Annotated in this window: 20 protein-coding genes; 7 read left to right on the top strand and 13 right to left on the bottom strand. The window is 68.5% G+C overall.

From position 1 onward, the window contains the following. Positions 1-38: 38 nt before the first annotated feature. Positions 39-1316, top strand: a complete 1278-nt coding sequence (locus H7I41_RS21735; protein WP_302471822.1) for a DNA polymerase domain-containing protein — start codon at positions 39-41, stop codon at positions 1314-1316. Positions 1317-1570: 254 nt separating this feature from the next. Further along, positions 1571-2026: an STAS domain-containing protein gene (locus tag H7I41_RS21730; RefSeq protein ID WP_264014693.1), complete on the top strand. Its 456-nt coding sequence runs from the start codon at positions 1571-1573 to the stop codon at positions 2024-2026. Between the two features lie 206 nt (positions 2027-2232). Here H7I41_RS21730 and H7I41_RS21725 read toward each other — a convergent pair whose 3' ends face one another. Together H7I41_RS21725 and H7I41_RS21720 are read right to left on the bottom strand one after the other, a co-directional pair. After that, positions 2233-3861, bottom strand: coding sequence for a GMC oxidoreductase (locus H7I41_RS21725; RefSeq protein WP_264014692.1), 1629 nt, complete (start codon positions 3859-3861; stop codon positions 2233-2235). Between the two features lie 80 nt (positions 3862-3941). Further along, positions 3942-4106: a rubredoxin gene (locus H7I41_RS21720; RefSeq protein WP_264014691.1), complete on the bottom strand. Its 165-nt coding sequence runs from the start codon at positions 4104-4106 to the stop codon at positions 3942-3944. Between the two features lie 121 nt (positions 4107-4227). Here H7I41_RS21720 and H7I41_RS21715 point away from each other — a divergent pair, with 121 nt between their 5' ends. Beyond that, positions 4228-5442, top strand: a complete 1215-nt coding sequence (locus tag H7I41_RS21715; protein ID WP_443735563.1) for an alkane 1-monooxygenase — start codon at positions 4228-4230, stop codon at positions 5440-5442. Here the strand turns inward: H7I41_RS21715 and H7I41_RS21710 are convergent. The 3 genes from H7I41_RS21710 to H7I41_RS21700 form a co-directional block, all read right to left on the bottom strand. After that, the gene (locus tag H7I41_RS21710; protein ID WP_264014689.1) at positions 5436-6251 is read right to left on the bottom strand and encodes an SDR family NAD(P)-dependent oxidoreductase; all 816 of its coding nucleotides are present in this window, start codon (positions 6249-6251) and stop codon (positions 5436-5438) included. The genes H7I41_RS21715 and H7I41_RS21710 overlap by 7 nt on opposite strands. Next, entirely contained in the window at positions 6248-6664 is a 417-nt protein-coding gene (locus H7I41_RS21705; RefSeq protein WP_264014688.1) for a nuclear transport factor 2 family protein, read from the bottom strand. The genes H7I41_RS21710 and H7I41_RS21705 overlap by 4 nt, the downstream gene beginning before the upstream one ends. 77 nt (positions 6665-6741) lie before the next feature. Then, the gene (locus H7I41_RS21700; protein WP_264014687.1) at positions 6742-7965 is read right to left on the bottom strand and encodes a CaiB/BaiF CoA transferase family protein; all 1224 of its coding nucleotides are present in this window, start codon (positions 7963-7965) and stop codon (positions 6742-6744) included. A 116-nt stretch (positions 7966-8081) separates the two neighbouring features. Here H7I41_RS21700 and H7I41_RS21695 point away from each other — a divergent pair, with 116 nt between their 5' ends. Further along, on the top strand, positions 8082-9494 hold the full coding sequence (locus H7I41_RS21695; protein WP_264014686.1) for an NCS2 family permease: 1413 nt from the start codon (positions 8082-8084) through the stop codon (positions 9492-9494). 56 nt (positions 9495-9550) lie between these two features. After that, a complete protein-coding gene (locus tag H7I41_RS21690) occupies positions 9551-10489 on the top strand; it encodes a DUF808 domain-containing protein (RefSeq protein WP_264014685.1) in 939 nt (312 codons plus the stop codon). Positions 10490-10499: 10 nt separating this feature from the next. Here the strand turns inward: H7I41_RS21690 and H7I41_RS21685 are convergent, their stop codons facing one another. Next, positions 10500-12032 (bottom strand): phospholipase D-like domain-containing protein, encoded by a 1533-nt coding sequence (locus tag H7I41_RS21685; RefSeq protein ID WP_264014684.1) that lies wholly within the window; start codon positions 12030-12032, stop codon positions 10500-10502. Positions 12033-12217: 185 nt separating this feature from the next. Here H7I41_RS21685 and H7I41_RS21680 point away from each other — a divergent pair, with 185 nt between their 5' ends. Then, complete coding sequence (locus H7I41_RS21680) at positions 12218-13441, top strand: esterase/lipase family protein (protein WP_264014683.1); 1224 nt, start codon at positions 12218-12220, stop codon at positions 13439-13441. On the opposite strand, the gene H7I41_RS21675 is transcribed toward H7I41_RS21680, so the two are convergent. Then, positions 13438-14304, bottom strand: a complete 867-nt coding sequence (locus H7I41_RS21675; protein WP_372503783.1) for a LysR family transcriptional regulator ArgP — start codon at positions 14302-14304, stop codon at positions 13438-13440. The genes H7I41_RS21680 and H7I41_RS21675 overlap by 4 nt on opposite strands. A 147-nt stretch (positions 14305-14451) precedes the next feature. Between H7I41_RS21675 and H7I41_RS21670 the strand changes: the two genes are divergently transcribed. After that, the gene (locus tag H7I41_RS21670; RefSeq protein ID WP_264014682.1) at positions 14452-15894 is read left to right on the top strand and encodes a S1C family serine protease; all 1443 of its coding nucleotides are present in this window, start codon (positions 14452-14454) and stop codon (positions 15892-15894) included. A gap of 10 nt (positions 15895-15904) precedes the next feature. Here the strand turns inward: H7I41_RS21670 and H7I41_RS21665 are convergent, their stop codons facing one another. From H7I41_RS21665 to H7I41_RS21640, 6 genes are all read right to left on the bottom strand, one after another. Further along, positions 15905-16192 (bottom strand): hypothetical protein, encoded by a 288-nt coding sequence (locus H7I41_RS21665; RefSeq protein ID WP_264014681.1) that lies wholly within the window; start codon positions 16190-16192, stop codon positions 15905-15907. A 162-nt stretch (positions 16193-16354) separates the two neighbouring features. After that, a complete protein-coding gene (locus tag H7I41_RS21660) occupies positions 16355-16612 on the bottom strand; it encodes a hypothetical protein (protein ID WP_264014680.1) in 258 nt (85 codons plus the stop codon). Between the two features lie 124 nt (positions 16613-16736). Then, positions 16737-17588 carry an SDR family oxidoreductase gene (locus H7I41_RS21655; protein WP_264014679.1) on the bottom strand — a complete coding sequence of 284 codons (852 nt, stop codon included), beginning with the start codon at positions 17586-17588 and terminating at the stop codon, positions 16737-16739. Positions 17589-17740: 152 nt separating this feature from the next. Continuing rightward, complete coding sequence (locus H7I41_RS21650) at positions 17741-18013, bottom strand: WGxxGxxG family protein (protein WP_264014678.1); 273 nt, start codon at positions 18011-18013, stop codon at positions 17741-17743. Between the two features lie 209 nt (positions 18014-18222). Further along, positions 18223-19239, bottom strand: coding sequence for an LLM class flavin-dependent oxidoreductase (locus H7I41_RS21645; protein ID WP_264014677.1), 1017 nt, complete (start codon positions 19237-19239; stop codon positions 18223-18225). Further along, positions 19236-19766 carry an SRPBCC family protein gene (locus H7I41_RS21640; protein WP_276009351.1) on the bottom strand — a complete coding sequence of 177 codons (531 nt, stop codon included), beginning with the start codon at positions 19764-19766 and terminating at the stop codon, positions 19236-19238. Before H7I41_RS21640 ends, H7I41_RS21645 begins: the two co-directional genes overlap by 4 nt. Positions 19767-19955: the final 189 nt, after the last annotated feature.

Genomic DNA, 19955 nt, shown 5'->3' with positions numbered 1-19955 from the left:
CCATGTCGCACCGGAGGGCGGTATCGCCAGTCCCTACCATGGCTGGCATGGCCGGATCGGCGTCGAAGGGTCAGTCGCTCGAAGTGGCCGGTCGGCAGGTCCAAGTGACCCATCCGGACAAGGTCGTCTTCGAGGCGTTCGAGGGCCGTCCGGCGGTCACCAAGCTCGACCTGATCCACTATTACCTCGCGGTCGCCGACGGCGCGCTGCGCGGCGTCGACGGCCGGCCGATGATCTTGAAGCGGTTCGTCAAGGGCATCACCGAGGAGGCGGTCTTCCAGAAGCGCGCCCCGAAGAACCGGCCGGATTTCGTCGACGTCGCCGAACTCCGCTACGCGTCGGGCACCTCGGCGGAGGAAGCGGTGATTCGGGACGCCGCCGGGCTGGCGTGGGCGGTGAACATGGGCTGCGTCGATCTCAACCCGCACCCGACGCGCGCTGACGACCTCGCTCATCCCGACGAGCTGCGCGTCGACCTGGACCCGATGCCCGGCGTCGACTGGCGCCAGATCGTCGCCGTCGCCCAGGTCGCCCGCGAGGTGCTCGAGGATCACGGCCTCACGGCGTGGCCCAAGACGTCCGGCTCGCGCGGTTTCCACATCTACGCGCGCATCCACCGCCGCTGGCCGTTCAAGTTCGTCCGGCTCGCCGCGCAGGCGGTCGCCCGCGAGGTGGAGCGGCGAGCGCCCGAGCTCGCCACCGCACGGTGGTGGAAGGAGGAGCGCGAAGGCGTCTTCGTGGACTTCAACCAGAACGCGTTCGACCGCACCGTGGCCTCGGCGTACTCGGTGCGCGCACTCCCCGACGCCCGGGTGTCCACGCCGCTGCGGTGGGACGAGGTCGCCGGATGCCGACCGGAGGCGTTCACCGTGGCGACCGTGCCTGCCCGGTTCGCCGAACTCGGCGACCCGTGGGAGGGCATGGACGACCACCCGGGCGCCCTGGACGGGCTGCTCGACCTGGCCGACCGGCTGGGGCCGGCGGAGAAGGCGCCGCGGGGCGCCGCCCGCGGATCGAATGCGGGAACCGGACGACGCCAGTCGACGATGCCGTTGATCGAGATCGCCCGGACCAGGACCAAAGACGAGGCGATGGCGGCGCTGGACACCTGGCGCGGTCGGCACCCCGCGGTCGCCGAGCGCCTGGCGCCGGCCGACGTGCTGGTGGACGGCATGCGGGGGCCGAGCTCGATCTGGTACCGGATCCGGATCAACCTGCAGCACGTCCCGCAGGATCAGCGGCCACCGCAGGAAGAGCTGCTCGGCGACTACAACCCGTGGGAGAACTACTCCGGCGGCCAGAGCAGGGATCGCTGAGCGAACACCTGTCGAGTATTCGGCGAAACGGCCCGGTACCCACGCAACGTTAAGGATATGCGGCCGGATCCTAAGACCTCCATGTGAAACCCGTGGGTAACAAAAGCCGTTGAGACCTGCCGAAATTGGGTTCTTACCAAAGGCTTAGCGGTCACTACCCTGCCGCCTTAGATTGGCCGCTTACCTTTGGGGTCATGTTCGGAGCGGCAACAAGCGAAACGCCGCTACAGCGAACCAACGGAGGGAGGCAGGTCATGGCACTCAGAAGCGTCGACTCAACCCCCGGTGTTGCCTTTCGGTACGGCAACCCGGCGACCGACTGCGACGGGGTGCGGATGCGGGCATGCTGCCGCCAGCTGGCCACCGTGGTGACGGTCAGCGGAGACATCGACACCCGCAACGCGAACTGCGTCCGCGCCTACGCCAAGCGCAACATCCTGGCCGAGAAGCCGCTCGTGATCGACATGAGCAGCGTGACCTCCTTCTCCATGCAGGCGGTCGAGTTGCTGTTCGATCTGGATGACGACTGCTACCGCACCGGTGTGGAGTGGGCACTGATCGCCGACCCCCCGGTGCTGCAGGCGCTGCGGGCCACCGGCCCGGAGTCCGACTTCCCGATCGTCGGCTCGGTGCCCGAAGCCATGCATCACTTCCGCGAGGGCATCCTGGCTCGCCGCCGGTTGCTGCCGCTGCTGACCAAGACCGCCTAGAGAAAGTCGAGAAGACCATGTTGATTGACGTCCGCTGGCTGTCGTTCCTGCTGAAGCGCCGGCATCACCAGAGTCATCCGGCCGCCGCGTAGCGGCGACTGACCGATCCGATCGCCCCCGCCGGTCACCGGCGGTGCGATTCTCTCGTCGACCCGAAGGCCGCGGAGCCACCTGGCTCCGCGGCTTTCGTCGTTCGGCGGCCCTGTTCACCTGCGTCCCTGCAGCACACCCTCGATGTTGCGCTCGGCGAGTGCGGTGATGGACATGAACGGATTGCACCCGAGGTGTCCGGGCAGCAGGGAGGCGTCGTTGACGTACAGGTTGTCGTATCCGTTCACCCGGCCGTAGCCGTCGGTGGCGCGGCCGCGCACACAACCGCCCAGCGGGTGAACGGTGTTGGGCGCGAACACTTCCCCGTCGAAGATGTCGTCGCGGTAATCGACACCGTTGGCCTGGGTGATCCGGTCGAACACCGCGCGGGTGCGGGCGGTCAGGTGCTCGGTATGGCCCTGTGGCCACAGGATGTCGATCGAGTCGGAGCTCTTGTCGTAGGTGATCGCGGCACGGTCGCCGGTCTTGACCATCACGTAGTAGCCCAGCGCATACGTCTCGACCGGTAGGGGGACGGAGAACATGCTGGCGTACACCGGGTTGTCCGGATCGTCGCGGCCGTCGAGGTTGATCATGCCCATGATCGACTGCTGGGTGCCTGCCGGTGTGCTGTCGCTGAGCATGTGCGCGACCATCATGTCGCCGTTGTTGCCGTAACCGCCGCCGATCTCCGAACTCAGGTTCGGCAGCGTCCCCGTGTCGCGGGCCTTGAGCAGCAGCTTCGTCGTGCCCAGCACACCCGCATTGAGATGCAGCTGGGCGCAGCCGATCTCCTCGCGGGCCACCTCGGTGCCCCAGCGGTCGATCTCGCGCACCGACACGACATACTCTCCGCTGCGCTCCCGCCGGATGTCGGTGACCTCGGTGAGGGGGCGGAGGCTGACGTTCCCGGTGGCCAGTGCCGCCGCGATGTAGGTCTGATCGACGCTGCCGAACCGCCCGTGGTTGTTGCCGAACTGCTGCTCGAAGTCCAGCGCGGACCGCGGAACCCGGCCCGCCTCTTCATCTTTCATGTAGTCGAAGGAGTAGGCGCTGCCGTTGTAGTCGACGGGGTAGCCTGCGGCCGCGGCGTACTGGCGACCCACCCGGGCGTACTGGTAATACGGCGTGCGCTCGAACCAGTCCATGTCCCGATAGTTGATGCGCAGCGTGGACTTGGCCCGCTCGATGTAGGTGCCGAGGAACTCGGCGGGGTCGATGTCGGGGAACACCTCCCGCACCTGCGCCGGGGTGGGGATCGCCGCGATCGCCGCGTTGACCATCGATCCGCCTCCGACACCGATTCCCCGGAAGACGTTGTGGGCGCCGTGCACCGACTTGTCGCAGATGCCGGCCTGTACCGGCTGCGCCGACGGCGTGCGCTGGGCCACCATCTCCATCGAGATGCCCTGGAACGACGGCACCAGGCTGGGCGGGGTCTTGGTGAACCAGCCCGCCCGGGTGTCGGCGGGCAGCATCCTGGAGAACCGCTTGCCGTCGTCGTCGGCGGCATCCCAGAGCCGTCCCATCTCCAGGATGAGCGTCTGCACTCCCGCCTGCCCGAGGCGCAGCGCCGAGACCCCGCCGCCATAACCGCTGCCCACGACGATGGCCGGGTAGTGGCTGCGGGTGCGCGACGGGCGGGCACCCGACTCGAGCCACACCGCGGCGCCGCCGGCCCCCGCGGTCGCCGCGACCGCGGCCGCACCGGCCTGGAGGAAGCGTCGTCGCGAAAGCACCGTCATCCCCGGCTCTCCGATCATTCGTCGATGCGGACTAGAGCGAATCTACAATACTTAACTACAAATGCAATCCCTTGTGTGGTTTACACCCTGAAGACGAAGTCGGACTTGTCCCGCACGCCGCAGTCCGGGCAGTTCCAGTCCGGCGGCACAGCGCTCCATGGTGTCCCTGGCGGAAAGCCTTCACGGTCATGGCCTGCATTTTCCTCGTATCGATAGCCGCATTCCGGGCAGAACGCCGAACCCACTGATGCTCTCCTCTCACGCGCGCCGATCACTGGCCGGCCCCGCGCGACTGTAATCAGTGTTATGTTACGAGCGTGTTACCACATTTGCAGAGTTGGTAACAGCAAGGTAGATAGGTACCCCATGGGATCCACTGTGTCGTTCAGTCGCCCTCGCACCGTGCACACCGAGCGTGGCGAGATCCCCATCCCGCGATGGCACGACCCGAAGCGCTACCTCTGGCTGCTGGGAGCGGTCGTACCCGCCAACGTCGCCGCGTCGTGGCTGGCCGTGTACCTCACGGGCAACGGCCTGTTCTGGTGGTTCACCGCGGTGCTCGCGTTCGTCGCCGTGCCCGTCCTGGACTGGGCGGTGGGCGAGGACGCCGAGAATCCGCCCGACAGCGCGCTGGCCTGGTTGGAGCACGACCGGCTCTACCGCTGGGCGACGTATCTTTATCTGCCCAACCAGTACGGGTCGCTTCTGCTCGCGTGCTGGTTCTGGGCCGGCGGCGGGTGGCTGACGATGTCGTTCGCCGACAAGGTCGGCCTGATGGTGACCGTCGGCATCATCGGCGGCATCGCGATCAACACTGCCCACGAGCTCGGGCACAAACGTGCACCCGCGGAGAAGCGGCTCAGCAAGGTGGCGCTGGCTCAGACCTGGTACGGCCACTTCTACATCGAGCACAACCGTGGCCACCACGCTCGGGTCGCCACCGCTGAGGACCCCGCGAGCGCCCGCTTCGGGGAGAGTCTCTACGCGTTCATCCCCCGTTCGGTGCTGGGCAGCCTGCGCTCGGCGTGGCGGATCGAGAGCGCCCGGTTCGCTCGCCTCGGCCGGTCACGCTGGACGCTGCGCAACGACGTCCTCAACGCCTGGCTGATGAGTGCGGCGCTGTTCGTGGTGCTGATCGTCTGGTTCGGAATCACCGTGCTGCCGTGGCTGATCGGTCAGGCGGCCATCGGATTCTGCCTTCTCGAGGCGGTGAACTACCTGGAGCACTACGGGTTGCGGCGGCAGAAGCTCCCTGACGGGCGGTACGAACGGGTACGCGCCGCGCACAGCTGGAACAGCAACACCGTGGTGGCCAACGTCTTCCTGTTCCATCTGCAGCGCCACTCCGACCACCACGCGCACCCGCTGCGTCGCTACCAGGCGCTGCGCCATGCCGACGAGGCGCCGCAGCTGCCCGGTGGATACGCCACCATGCTCGTCCTCGCGACGGTGCCGCCCCTGTGGCGCCGGGTGATGGACTGGCGGGTCATCGAGCACTACGGCGGCGACATCCGGTTGGCCGCGCTGAGTCCCCGGCACCAGCGAGGCCTGCTGGTCGCCTCCGCTCCGACCGGTCAGTGACCGCCCACCGCACCTGAACTGGCCTGCACCATGACGCGGACGGCTTCGTTGCGGTCCATCGACCCGAGCATCTGCGCACCCGCGCGCATCATCTCCCCGACCATCCAGGTGGGCCCGTTGGTCAGGTTGTCGAACGCCTCGGAGATGACGTCCTCGACGGTCGCGGCGCCGGGCAGCGGTTCGTCGGCCGTGATCGTCGAGCCACGTTCGCGCTCGAGCTTCCTCAGTGCCGGCGTGTCCGTCTTGCCGAGGATCAGCCCCAGCACGTCGACGCCGCTTTCGTGCAACTCCGTCCACAGCGCCTCGGCGAACACCATGTCGAACGCCTTGCTGGCGGCGTAGGCGACCATGTTGGGGGCGCCCGCGAGGCCGGCGCCCGAGCCGAAGATCACGATGCCCCCGCGCCCGCGCTGCACCATCGCCGGCGCGAAGTGGTGACACAACTGCATCGGCACCATGCAGTTGCGCTGCACCATCGCCTCGGCCGCCGACACCGGGTTGGCGAGGAACGGTTCGAAGTTCGGATCCGCTCCTGCACAGTGCACCAGGAATCCGACGTCCAGGTCGGCGGTGGCGGCGGCGACGGCCTCCGCCGCCCCCGCGTCGGTGAGATCGATGGCGAGAGTGCGGGTCTGGGCGCCGGTCTCGCTCATGATCCGCTCCGCCACCTCGTCGAGCACCGCCGCCCGCCGGGCCAGCAGGACGACATTGACGCCACGCTGCGCGAGCCCTTGCGCGAACGCGGCGCCGACGCCGTCGGATGCACCGGCCACCAGCGCCCACGGTCCGTAACGGTCGGCGAAGCTCACGACCCGCCCCCGACCGGAACCACCCGCACGACGGTGAATCGGCGCCGCGCAATGCGCCAGCCCTCGGCGGTGCGGGTGAGGTCGTCGTCGTAGAAGCCGACGGCGTTCACCCCGGAAGTGTTGTCGGCCGACATGATCAGCGCATCCACATAGCTGCGCGCCGACGCCGTGTCACCGTCTACGGCGATCGCCTGATTGCTCATCCGGTGCAGCGTGTGGCCTGCCATCGCGTGCGTCTGCTCCATGAAGTCGGCGACGGCGTCGATCCCGTCCCAGCTGCCGATCTCGCCGTAATCGAGGACGCAGTCATCGGTGAACACCGTGCGGAACAGCGGCCAGTCACGCCGGTCGATGCCGGTCGCATAGCGCACCAGGACATCGGTGATGTCGAGGCGGTCCTCCAGTGCGGTCATGGGCCTTCTCCGTTCTCTGCGGTTCGGCGTGCTTCGTTGCGGTGAGCGCAACCAATCACGCCGAAATCACTGGGTGGTCAGGCGATGGCGCCGGCGGCCTTGAGGGCGTCGATGCGGTCCCAGTCCATGCCGATGTCCATCAGCACCAGTTCGGTGTGCTCCGAAGCCTGCGGGGCCCGTGTGGTCTCCAGAGGTTCGTGGTTGAACTGCACCGGGCCGCGGACGACCTTGAACGGGGCGCCGCCGTCGTTCGCCTCGACCTCGACGATCATGTCGTTGGCCAGTGCCTGCTCGTCGGCACCGAGGTCGACGAGGCTCTGGAACGGCGCCCACTGCCCCCTCATCGTCTTCAGGTGGGTTCGCCAGTAGTCGAACGGCTTGCTGCGAATCGAGTCGGCGATGTATTCGACTGCCGCAGCGGCATTCTCGATCAACGGCAGGACATCGCTGAACCGGGGGTCGTCGGCCAGTTCCGGCAGCCCGAGGTGCTCGAACGCGTCGCGGATGTACCCGGTCGGGCTCACGATGCACAGGTTGATGGTGCCGCCGTCGGAGGTGAGGTAGTTGGCCATGAACGGATTGACCGACGCGGTGGTGCCCGGCATCAGCGACCGCATCGTCTCGCCGGTCTCCATGCCCTGCGTCACGCTGGCGCCCGCGGCCCACCACGCGGTGCTCAGCAGCGACACGTCCAGTTCGACGGCTTCACCGGTGCGCTCGCGGTGGAACAGCGCCGCCGATATGCCGCCGGCGATGTTCATCCCGCCGATGGAATCGCCGAACGCCGGAATGCCCTGCGGCAAAGCGCCTCCCAATTCCTCGGGGGTGAGGGCATGTCCGACGCCGCTGCGGGTCCAGAAGGCGGTGCCGTCGAAGCCGCCGGTGTCGCGTTCGGCTCCCTTGTCGCCGTAGGCACTGCCGCGGGCGTAGATGATGTCCGGGTTGGCGGAACGGATGTGCTCGATGTCGAACTTGTTCTTCTGGCGCTGCGCGGGCATGTAGTTGGTCAGGAACACATCGGCGGTCTTGGCGATCTCGTAGAGCACCTCCTGGCCGCCCGGTGTGGAGACGTCGATGCCGACGCTGCGCTTGCCGCGGTTCGGGTGCTCGATCAGCGGGTGGCGGTTGGGGTCCAGTTGGAAGCCGCCCATGTTGATGAAACCGCGCTGGGTGTCGCCGCGCACCGGATGCTCCACCTTGATCACGTCGGCGCCCCAGTCGGCGAGGATGGCGCCGGCCGCCGGAACGAACGTGAACTGTGCGACCTCGAGGACGCGTACGCCGTCCATCACCTTGATCATCGGACCTCTTCTCCGTCGAACGGTCTTCCCTCACCCTAGTGGTCTACCGTTGCACCGACGGTACGAAGGGACCCGATGAACAGGACGGCAGCGCCTGATCGCCTTAGGGTCGAGCAATGAATCGTCTCGACCGCTTCTTCGAGATCTCGGAGCGTGGGTCCACGGTCGGCACCGAGATCCGCGGCGGTGTCGTCACGTTCATCGCGATGGCCTACATCATCGTGCTGAATCCGATCATCCTGTCGAGTTCGGAGGACGTCACCGGCGGCAGTCTGGAGTTCGACCAGGTGTCGGCGACGACGTCGCTGGCCGCCGGCGTGATGACGATCCTGTTCGGCGTCATCGCCCGGATGCCGTTCGCCTTCGCCGCCGGGCTGGGCATCAACTCGTTCCTGGCGACCACCGTCGTCGGGGAACTCACCTGGCCCGAGGCGATGGGCCTGGTCGTCATCAACGGCCTCATCATCGTGGTGCTCGCCGCGACCGGCCTGCGCAGGCTGGTGTTCGACGCGGTGCCAATGGAGCTCAAGCTGGCGATCACGGCCGGCATCGGGTTGTTCATCCTGTTCATCGGTGTGGTCGACGCGGGCTTCATCGGCTCCACCGGGTCGCCGTCCCCGCCGGTGGGCCTCGGCTTCGGCGGCGTCGGCTCGATCAACACCGTCCCGACGGTCATCTTCGTGGTCACGCTGCTGGTGACCGGTGTGCTGGTGGCCCGGCGGGTGCGCGGGGGCATCCTCATCGGACTCGTCGCCGGCACGCTGGTGGCCGTCGCGGTCGAGGCCATCTGGGAGCTCGGCAAGGCCACCGAGCGACCCGGCGGCTGGAGCCTGTCGGTGCCGACGCTGTCAGGATCGCCCTTCGCCCTGCCCGACCTGTCGCTGGTCGGCGCGTTCAGCCTGGACAGCTTCGGCCGGATCGGCGTGCTCGCCGCGCTGATGCTGGTGTTCACCCTGGTCTTCACCAACTTCTTCGACGCGATGGGCACGTTCACCGGCCTGTCCCGGGCGGCGGGCCTCGCCGACGAGGACGGCACCTTCCCACGGCTGCGGTCGGCGCTGATCGTCGAGGGCGCCGGCGCGGCGGTCGGCGGTGCGACGTCGGCATCGTCGAACACGGTGTTCATCGAGTCCGGCGCCGGTATCGAGGAGGGCGCGCGCACCGGGCTCGCGAACCTGATCACCGGCGCGCTGTTCCTCGCCGCCATGTTCATCACCCCACTGGCCTCGATCGTGCCGACCGAGGTCGCCGCGGCGGCGCTGGTGGTCGTCGGCGCGATGATGGTCTCGCACCTTCGCCACATCGACCTGTCGGAGTTCTCGGTGGCACTGCCCGTGGTGTTGACCGTGGCGACGATGCCGTTCAGCTACTCGATCGCGAACGGCATCGGTGTCGGCTTCATCGCCTGGGTGGTGCTGCGCTCGGCGGTCGGCAAGGCGCGCGAGGTCAGCCCGCTGCTGTGGGTGGTCGCGGCCGGATTCCTGCTGTACTTCGCCCGCGACTGGATCGAGCATCTCGCCGGTGTGTAATCGGGACGGTTGAACGCGACCGTGGCCGGTAACCTGCTCACCATGACGGAGACCCGATGAGCGCCGGTCTGTTCGCCCTCCTCGACGACGTGGCCGTGCTCGCCCGCCTCGCGGCGGCATCGATCGACGACATCGGCGCGGCCGCCGGTCGCGCCACCGTCAAGGCCGCAGGCGTCGTCGTCGACGACACCGCGGTGACACCGCAGTACGTGCACGGTCTGGCGGCCGAGCGGGAACTGCCGATCATCAAGCGCATCGCGATCGGGTCGCTGCGCAACAAGCTGCTGTTCATCCTGCCCGCGGCGCTGCTGCTCAGCCAGTTCCTGCCGCAGTTGCTGACCCCGATCCTGATGCTCGGTGCGACCTACCTGTGCTTCGAGGGCGCCGAGAAGGTCTGGGGGCGCATCCGGGGACACGACGACCACGCCGCACCCGTCGCCGCCGCCGGTGAGGACGCCGAGAAGTTCATGGTGACGGGGGCGATCCGCACCGACTTCATCCTGTCCGCCGAGATCATGGTGATCGCGCTCAACGAGGTGGCCGACCAGTCGTTCTGGCCGCGCCTGGTCATCCTGGCCGTCGTCGCCGTGGTGATCACCGCCGCGGTGTACGGCGTCGTCGCCGGGATCGTGAAGATGGACGACGTCGGGCTGGCACTGGCGCAGCGCTCGTCGAAGTTCGCGCAGCGCATCGGCCGTGGCCTGGTCGCGTTCATGCCGAAACTGCTCGGTGCGCTGGCGCTGATCGGCACGGTCGCGATGCTGTGGGTGGGTGGGCACATCCTGCTCGTCGGCACCGACACGCTCGGCTGGCACGCGCCCTACGGACTGGTCCACCACGCCGAGGAGGCCGTCCACCACGCCGTCGCGGGTGTCGGCGGTGTGCTCGCCTGGCTGGTCAACACCGCCGCCTCGGCGGTGATCGGCCTCGTGGTCGGCGCCGTCGTGGTCGCGATCGTGCACGTGCTGCCGTTCGGCAAGCGCGAGAAGCACTGACCGCCGGCCGTCAATCGCGCCGGAGCACCTTGCGCAACGGCCACAACGCCACCTGACCGGCCAGCGTGCGCGCACTCTCGGTGAGTGACGGCGGAACGTGGTCCGGATCCATCAGATCGTTCTCGGCGAACGGGCCCACATCGGCGGACACCATGAGGCGGCTGAAGCTGCGCAGTGACCGACCGCTGGTGCGCGACGCGTCGACCGCGGCGCGGAACGAACCGCACCTGCTCAGCTCGGCGCGGAACGCCTCGACCGAGTAGCCGAGGTGTTCGGCCACGAGATCGTCTCGGGTGTACAGGATCTCGCGGCGGATGCGATCGCCTGTCGGGTCACCGGGGATCGCCTCGATCGCCACGTCGCATTCGCTGTCGAAGCCCAGCGAACGGTTGTTGAGGTTCGACGACCCGATGCGCAGCAGCCGGTCGTCGATCACCATCACCTTGGAGTGCACGTAGGTCGACACGCCGCCAGGGGCCATCGGCCAGTAGACACCGAGGCGGTCGTGCTCGTCGGCGGCCCACAGCACGCGGAGCATCCGTTCCCGGGCGCTGTCCATCGACTCCTGTTCGAGCCGGCTCTCCGCGCTGCGCGGCAGGATGATGACCACTTCGGGGCCGTCGGCTTCGGACAGGCGGGCGGCCAGCGCCTCGGTGAGACTGCGGGCGGCCAGGTACTGGTTCTCCAGGTAGATGACGTCGCGAGCGGCGGCGATCGCGGCCAGGTTGAGCGCCTCGACCTCGCGTACCTCGTCGCGCTCGGGCAGTGCCGGCTGGGTGCGGGCGACGGCCACCTCGACGTCGCGCAGCATCGGCCGCAACTGCGCCGGCCAGATCGACCGGTCCGACGGCACCGGTTCGAGCGTCGTGCCGGTCGCCGCCTGCCAGCGCTGCCGGGCCTGCTCGGCGAGGACTCCCGCGGCATCGCCGTCCACCGCGGCGGCGACCTCGTGGCGCGGCCCGTAGCTGTCGCCCGCCATGGAGCGCGTCGGGTCGTCCTGGGCGTGGGCCCGGGTGTCCCACCGCCCGAGTGTCAGGTCGATACCACCGCAGAATGAGATGGCGTCGTCGACCACCACGATCTTCTGGTGGTGGACCGCGCCGGTCGGGTGGGCGCCGTCAACCGCGAAGTGCATGCGCCGCGACGTGACTCTGTTGAGCAGGGACACCGGCGTCACGCCGTACCAGAACGCGTCGAACGCCGGCAGTAGCCGCAGGTTGGACCGCAGCAGGTACACCTCGAGCTCCGGCCGCCGCCAGACGAGCCAGTGCAGGAAGGGTCCAAGCTTGTTGGGTCCGGGCAGCGTCGGCTCCCGCTCGAAGAAGGTGCGGTAGTCGAGATCCCAGCCGATCACCATGATCCGGCGTTGCGCACCCAGCATGGCCGCCTTGACGTGGCGCAGGTAGTCGGCGCCGTCGACGATGCGGGCCAACCGGTCCGCGTGGCCGGTGCGCCAACAGGTGTCGCCCGGCCTCAGCACCGCCACGTCGCCGGAATCAAGGGCCTCACCGGACCCCGCCGCATCCTCCGCCACCTCTGACATCGTCACCCTCCTCTGTCAGTGTGTTGGACATCGGGGTCGGGCGGAAGCGAATACGCAGCGGATATGCCGATGGTCACACCGAGGTCCCACTGTGCCGCGAGGCGCACCGAGGTCCGACCGAGGCGTCGCATCACATCCCGCCGCTTCACCCGCACATCGCCGGACAGGACGGGTACAACCAGGACATGCGTACGGCAGACATGGAGGCGCTCGGTGGCGTCGTCACCGAAGGGCTGACGGTCCTCAACAGCGTGGTGCGGGGCGTGCACACCGGCATCGCCGGGCGGGTTTTCGGCTCGATCGGCCCGGTGGCCCGACCCGTCGAGGCGGTCCACGACGTCATCGCGGGCGCCGTCTACAACACCATCGACGCGGCGTGGCATCGGCTGCCGCCGGCGATCGGCTCCTTCACGGCGGCCGGCATCGCCTTCGACGACGACCCACCCCTCGACGAACGCGCGGGGGTGGCCGAGTTGATCGCCGCGCTCAACGGGATCTACGGCGACGAGCTCGCCGAGCGCGGCAACCAGTTCGCCGCGCCGCTGTCGGTGCGCGCCGGCGGCCGGCGGGTCGAGCCGACACCCGACGACGTCGCCGCGGCATTCGCTCAGCCGACCGACCGCATCGTGGTCTTCGTGCACGGGCTGTGCCAGACCGAGGCGTCGTGGCGGCGTCCGCCCCGTCCCGTCGAGGACGCCGACCCGCGGCCCTACGGCGAACGCCTGCACGACGACCTCGGCTTCACGCCGGTCGACATCCGGTACAACACCGGGTTGCACATCTCGACCAACGGCAGGCAGCTCGACGAGCTGCTCACCCGGCTCGTCGAGGCGTGGCCCGTGCCGGTGCGCGACATCAGTCTGGTCGGCCACTCCATGGGTGGACTGGTGGTGCGCAGCGCCTGCCACTACGGGGACCGCGCGGACCACGGGTGGACGCGGGCGGTGCGGCAGGTGGTCTGCCTTGGCTCGCCGCACCTGGGCGCGGACCTGGAGAAGAGCGTCCATGTCGCGTCCTGGCTGCTGGCGAAGCTCGGGGAGACCCGGCCCGTTGCCGAGTTCCTCAATCTCCGCAGCGACGGCATCAAGGACCTGCGTTTCGGCGCCCTCACCGACACCGACTGGTGCGACGCGGATCCCGACGAGTTCCTGCGCGACCGCTGCGCCGAGGTGCCGTTCCTGCCGCACTCGAGGTATCACTTCGTGGCCACGTCCGTCGCTCCCGCCGCCGTCGGCGCGGTGCTCGGCGACCACCTGGTGCGCCCGTCGAGCGCCTCGGGGCGTGGCCGGACCCGACGGATCCCGTTCGAGGAGCACGACGGCCTGGTCCTGACCGGCCTGCACCACTTCGACCTGCTGAACCATCCCCGGGTGTACGACAAGCTGTCCGCGTGGTTGAGCACCCGCTAACGCAGGCTATCGGCCGCTGACCGGACCGCGGCGGTCACCGCGGCCACGAGTGGGCTGTCGAGCTTCCAGCACTGCCAGAACAACGGCACGTCCAGGTGCACGTCGGCGATCCGGACGAACGACCCGTCCGCGAGGTCGGCCGCGGCCAGTTGCTCCGGGTACATGCCCCACCCGAGGTCGGCGCGGACCGCGGCACCGAAGCCGTCCGCCGTCGGCACGAAGTGCACGGGGCGGGCGATGTTCCGCCGGAACACCTTGCGCAGCAACAAGTCCTGCAGCGCATCGTCACGATTCCACGCCAGTGACGGCGCCGCAGCGGCAGCCTCGGCGGTGAATCCGGCGCCGAGATGCCGCGCGTGGTAGCCCGGCGACGCGACCGGGACGTAGCGCATCACCCCCAGTGGCACGCTGCGGCACCCCGGCACCGCGGCGCGCTCGGTGGTCACCGCACCCATCGCCGCCCCCTCGCGCAAGAGCTTCGCGGAGTGGTCCTGGTCCTCGATCGTGATGTCGAGCAGGACGTCGGGCATCCGGGCGAGCGCCGCGGCGAACCACGTCGACATCGAGTCCGCGTTCACCGCGATCGCGACCCGCGGCGCGCGCGAACCACCGCCCATCTCGCTGAGCGCCTCGGCCTCCAGCATCGCCGTCTGGGCCGCCAACCGCAGCAGCGGCACCGCCGACGGGGTGGGCCGGCACGGCTTCTCCCGGACGACGAGCACCTGGCCGACGCGCTGTTCGAGAGCCTTGATGCGTTGGCTGACCGCGGACGGCGTGACGTGCAGGCGGCGGGCGGCCGCGTCGAAGCTGCCGAGTTCCACCACGGCGGCGAGGGCGGCGAGCTGCTGGCCGTCGACGTTCACCTCAGCAATTCTAATTTGGGTGCAGAGTCCGCAATATTTCTTAACACGATCGATGCCGTCGGCCCGCCGCCGAACTGCGTGTCCGGGCCGGGACCGCGACGTCGGTAGGCTGGGCTGCGCCGCGTTCAGGAAGAAGGTGAAGCACGCGTGACCGATGAGGACCAGTCCGCCGCGAACGGCACGACGGCGCGCTCCGGCTCGCCTTCGGACCCCGATCCGGCCACCCGACGTGTGTTCGGGCGACCCGACGGGGTCGAGGGCGCATTCGCCGGTCCGGACCGGACGCCTGCCGACGGTCCCGACACCCCGACGAACCAGTCGCCCGAGCCGGTGCTGGCCGCCGCGTTCGGACGCGCCGACGCCGATGACGGCCGGTCCGACGATGCATCCGAGGCGGTGGCGGTCCAGCCTGCGTACGACGAGGCCACTCCCGCTGCCGCACCGCCGCCCCCACCGGCTCCGCCGGAGGTCCGCGGGCCCAAGCTCGGTGTTCGGGACCTGTTGTTCAGCGGGCAGGTATCGCGGTTCGCGCTGGTCGTCGTCGCCGTCCTGGCGATTCTCTCCGGACTGCTCGGAGGCTGGATCGGCAGCAAGACGACGTCGGTCATCGAGGCGTTCACCACCCCCAAGGTCGAGCTGTCCCAGAGCGACCCGGACGAGGCACCCGAGGGCCGCTTCGCGCGAGTGGCCGCGGCGGTCGCCGATTCCGTGGTGACCATCGAGGCGATGGGCGACTCGCGCGGATCACAGGGCTCGGGAGTGGTCGTCGACGGCCGCGGTTACATCATCACCAACAGCCACGTCGTCGCCGAGGCCGCCCGCAAGCCCAAGGAAACCAAGCTGACGGTGATCTTCAACGACGGCAAGACGGTGCCGGCGAACCTCGTCGGCCACGACCCCGACACCGACCTGGCGGTGCTGAAGGTCGACAACGTCGACAATCTGACCGTCGCGCGGCTGGGAAATTCAGACGCCCTGCGGGTGGGTCAGGAAGTCATCGCCGCCGGTGCGCCCCTCGGTCTGCGCAGCACCGACACCCAGGGCATCATCAGCGCGCTGGATCGTGCCGTCGCGGTACCGCGGGACGAGTCCGGCGACGAGTCCACGGTGATCGCCGCCGTGCAGACCGACGCGTCGATCAACCAGGGCAACTCCGGCGGACCGCTGATCAACATGGACGGCGAGGTGATCGGCATCAACTCCGCCGCGAAGTCGCCGTCAGGCAGCTCCAGCGGTCTCGGCTTCGCCATCCCGGTCAACGAGGTCGCGCGCGTCGCCTCGGCGCTGATGCGCGACGGCTTCATCGCCCACCCCACCATCGGAGTCGAAGCCAAGACGGTCGGCGACGAGGCCGAGGGCGGCGCACAGATACAGAAGGTGAAGTCCGGCAGCGCTGCGGAGCGGGCCGGGCTGAAGCAGAACGACATCGCCGTCAAGCTCGGCGATCGCGAGATCACCGACCTGAACTCGTTCATCGTCGCCGTGCGCCAGCTCGAGGTCGGGAAGGACGCCCCGCTCGAGGTGCTCCGCGACGGCAAGCCCGTGACCTTGACGATCGCTCCCGACGCGGGCGAACCCTCGACGAACTGACGATGGCCTGCTAGCGGCCGAAATATCCCGGGTAGTGCGGGAGACGGACGTCGTCCCAGTGACCGGGCGGGACCCCGTTGAAGGGGCCGGGCAGCTTCTTGAACTGGCCCGGCGGGATACCCGTCACCTGGCCGATGTGTCCCGGTGGCGCCTTGAAGTCCACGTGCGGGATACCGGGGACCGGCACCCAATAGTCGTCGTGCTCGGCCTGAGCCAGGCCCGCGCCGAGCCCCAGCGCGGTGACGCCCATGGCGCCCGCAGCGATCGAGGTGACCGCGATTCTCTTGAATTTCTGCATGTTTTTTCCTTTCCTTCGCGCGAAGCCGTGTCGTGAAGACAACGCACGCGTCGTGCAGGAATGCGGTCCACCACCGCAGATCGGGTGGTACGGACCCTGTCGTTACCCCCCACACTGTCTATCGCCCTGCCACCCGGAGGCGTTAACAGTGCCCGTCGCCGGTCAGCTGGTGATCTTGCGGCAGTCCTCTTCGATGAGGGTCGCGATCACGCCTCCACCACCCTCGATGCCGTATTCGGCGCGCCGGCTGTCGACACAGTCCTCGTATGCCATCTTGTTCGAGCATTGCACCAGCGAGAAGCCCAGCAGGCCCACCGCCGCGATGACGGATATCAGGAGGATGAGCCGTCCGGCTGTGGTCAGCGCCATGAAGTACTCGTGGATCTGCATCAGAACGCCCGGTCGGTCCGCGTCTGCCATGCCCACCCCCTCGCCGGGACGAATGCTACCGGCGGCGGCGGGCTCGACCTGTTCGGCGTCGACTTTGTCCTCAGATCGCCGATATCGCGAGTTTCGCGATCTGAGCGCAAAGTCAATGACAGAGCTACGTCGACACCTGGCCGGATGCGGCATTCCGCCTGGCCCGCTCGGTCATCGAGGCGATCACGCCGCCGTCGTTGAGGATGTCGGTACCGGTGAGGTAGCCCGCCCTGTCGCTCACACAGAAGGCCAGCAGTTCCGCCATATCCTCCGCGGTGCCCCAGCGCGGGACGGCGGCGTCGGCGACCATTGCACCCGCGCCGGCCTTCTCCTCGAGCCTGCCCATCTCGGTGTCGGTCGAACCCGGAGACACCGAGACGATGCGCAGCCCGCGGCCGTTGAACCGTTCGGCCTGCGCGGCGCTGTACCACTTGACGAAGCTCTTGCTCAGCCCATAGGCCAGTCCGGACCGCGCCTCCTCGGGCGCGATGCTGCACGCCGTCTCCATCTCGGCCAGGAACGCGTCCCGGTCGGCGACCGCCAACGGGAAATGTCCGCTGGGAATCAGGCTGTCGGGCAACATGTGTGCGGCCATCGACGCCACGTTGACGATCGCAGCGCCCTCGCCGGCGACGCCGAAGAATGCTTCGTTGACGTTGACCGTGCCGATCGCGTTCGTCGTCATGACGTAGTCGGCGTCGCCCATGCTGGGGCTCACGCCTGCCGTGTGCACCACCGAAGCGATCGGACCGAGATCGCCCGCGCTCTTCAGCAGCGCCGCCACCGCGTCCGCGTCGGTGACGTCGCAGTGCACCGCGGTCGCGGTGATGCCGAGGTCGTCGAGCGCGACGGTCGCAGCATCGAGGCGGTTGTCGCGGACGTCGCAGAGGACGATCCGGTGCTGCCGTCCTAGGAGCTTGGCCGTGGCCAGGCCCATGCCGCCGGCGCCGCCGGTGATGACTGAGACTGATTCCATATCAGCGACGGTAACCGTGCCGGCCCACCGCGTCGGTCACCAGGTCGGCCCCACGGCGTCTCAGGCTCTCGCCGAGTCTGTGTCGCAACGGATTTCACTGACGAGACGGCGCCCCCGCCGGTGCTGCACCGGCGGGGGCGGCCACCCGCTTGTTATGCGCGCGGATTCCCGGGGCCGGCGACGGTTCCCCGCGTGGTCGGGAAGTCGGCGTCCTTGCGGCGCTTGAGGCCCGCGAGCCCGATCAGGCCGAGCAGCCCGGCAAGGCCCCACAGACCGGTGTTGTCGCCGTCCTCTTCCTCAGCCTGCTGCGCCACCGTGGTGGTGGTCGCGGGTGCCGGTGAGTTCAGTTCAGTTGCCTGGGCGACGCCGGCCCCCCCGAACAGAAGGGTCAAAGTGGTGGTGCCGATGACGATCGTCCTGCGCATGTGCGTACTCCTCCAGTTGTTTTGATGGTGGAGCCTTATGACCCCGAGCGTGCTGCTCGCCCCCCGGCTCGCAGACCCATTGATTCCCCGCGGACGGGCAGCGAAACCTCTGATTTTCAGATTCACGAGTCGAGCAGCTGAAGACGCAGCTCAGAGCCCCGAATCAATGTCCCTTGGCGTTAAATACCTAGTGCAGCTAACCCGCCCGGCTACACGATCCGCATCAGACGTTTCAGCGTGGACAACTGGTGTTCGTGGTCGCCCTCGAGCTTGACCAACAGGGTCGTGATGGATGCATCACGGTATGCGGCGATGCGCTCGGCGATGGCCTCCGGTGTTCCGAGGAGGTTGGTGAGGCGGCCGAGGTCGATGGGGACGGCAGCACGGGCTTCGTCGTGTCGCCCCGCCTGCCAGAGTTCGATGACGCGGGTGACCTCGCGTTCGTAGCCGAGGCGGTTGAACGCGTCGTTGTAGAAGTTGCGGCCGCGGTCCCCCATGGCGCCGATGGTGAATGCGTAGCCGTCGGCGTGGCGGCGGGCGGCGGCTTCGACTGCCGTTGTGTCGCGATGGAATTCGAGGGCGACCGGCGCCACGAGATCGATGTCACTGAGTGCGCGGCCCACAGCGTCTGCGCCCTCCCGCAGCGGCCTGAGGAAGACTTCGGCGGCTTCGGGGATGAAAGCGTTCCCGAGCCAGCCGTCGGCGACCTCACCGGTCAACCGAAGGTTCCGCGGACCCATGGCGGCGATGTAGACGGGGACGTGACGAGGCGCCACGAGTGGCCGTAGAGCGGCGCCGCTGCTGTTGGGCAGCGGCAGGGGGTAGATCTCACCGGGGTGTTCCAACCGATCGCCGCGACTGATGATCCGGAGGATTTCGATTGTTTCGCGGGTGGTTTGGACGGGCTTGTGGAACCGGACGCCGTGCCATCCCTCCATGACCCGCGGCCCGGAGGTTCCGACACCGAGCATGAAACGGCCCGCAGACAGTTCCTGCAGGCTCAGCGCCGAGGTGGCCAGCAGCGCTGGACTGCGCGAACCGAGCTGGACGACGAAGGTGCCGAGTCCGATGCGTTCGGTGTGCGCGGCAAGGTAGGCCAGTCCGGTGAGGGCGTCGTATCCCCACACTTCGGGCACCCACAGGGAGTCCACGCCGAGCTGCTCGACCTCGGCCGCGAATTCCGCGGCGCCCGGCAAGCGAGGCTCGACCGCGAGGCCGATCTTCACAGCGAATTCGCCGCTTTGCGCTGGTCGTCGTCGCCAGTGCCGACTTGCTCGGCGAGCCAGGCGAGGTTGGCACTCATGTTCTGCTGCCACTCCTGCAGTCGGCGGGCGACGATCCTGGCTTCTTTGTCCGGCGTGGCGAGAATCGCGAAACTCAGCCCGGAAGGACCCGGACCCATCCTCGCCCACTGGCGCACGATGGCGCCCCGGCTGGAAGGCTCGACTTCGAAGCCCCACGTGGCGGTGACACCCTCGGCGCCGTGGACGTTCCAGGTCCAGCGCCGGCCGGGCTCGACTTCGGCGACTTCGCAGATGGTCTGCCAGTCGCCGAGGGCGTCGTGCTGGCTGCACCCACGGAAGCGAGCCCCGACTTCGACGTGGTCGGCACCGTCGAGCCACTCGACGCGCTGGAGTTCAGCCGAACGACCCACGGGAAGTTCGATGTCGGTGACGTAATGCCATGCGGTCTCGGGGTCGCAGGACACGATCTGTGTCACTTCGACGGTGGGCTGATCGCGGTATCGCACCATGCATCCTTCGTCAGAGAGGGTCGTTCGATGCTACGCGGCCTCACCTGACGCCGACCCCATCGTGCGGCGACTCATTCGGACCATGAGGCGAACGAATTCGTCGACCGTCGTGGCGCCAGGCACCGGGACATCTTCTACCCTCGGGGCCAGGTCGAGTCTCGAATGTGCTTGCACCGGAGTCGGTCCAGT

The sequence above is a fragment of the [Mycobacterium] manitobense genome (assembly GCF_025821665.1).
Taxonomy (GTDB): Bacteria; Actinomycetota; Actinomycetes; order Mycobacteriales; family Mycobacteriaceae; genus Mycobacterium; species Mycobacterium arseniciresistens.
The sequence above is the reverse complement of the archived record's forward strand: the minus strand, read 5'-3'. Positions and strand labels throughout refer to the sequence as shown.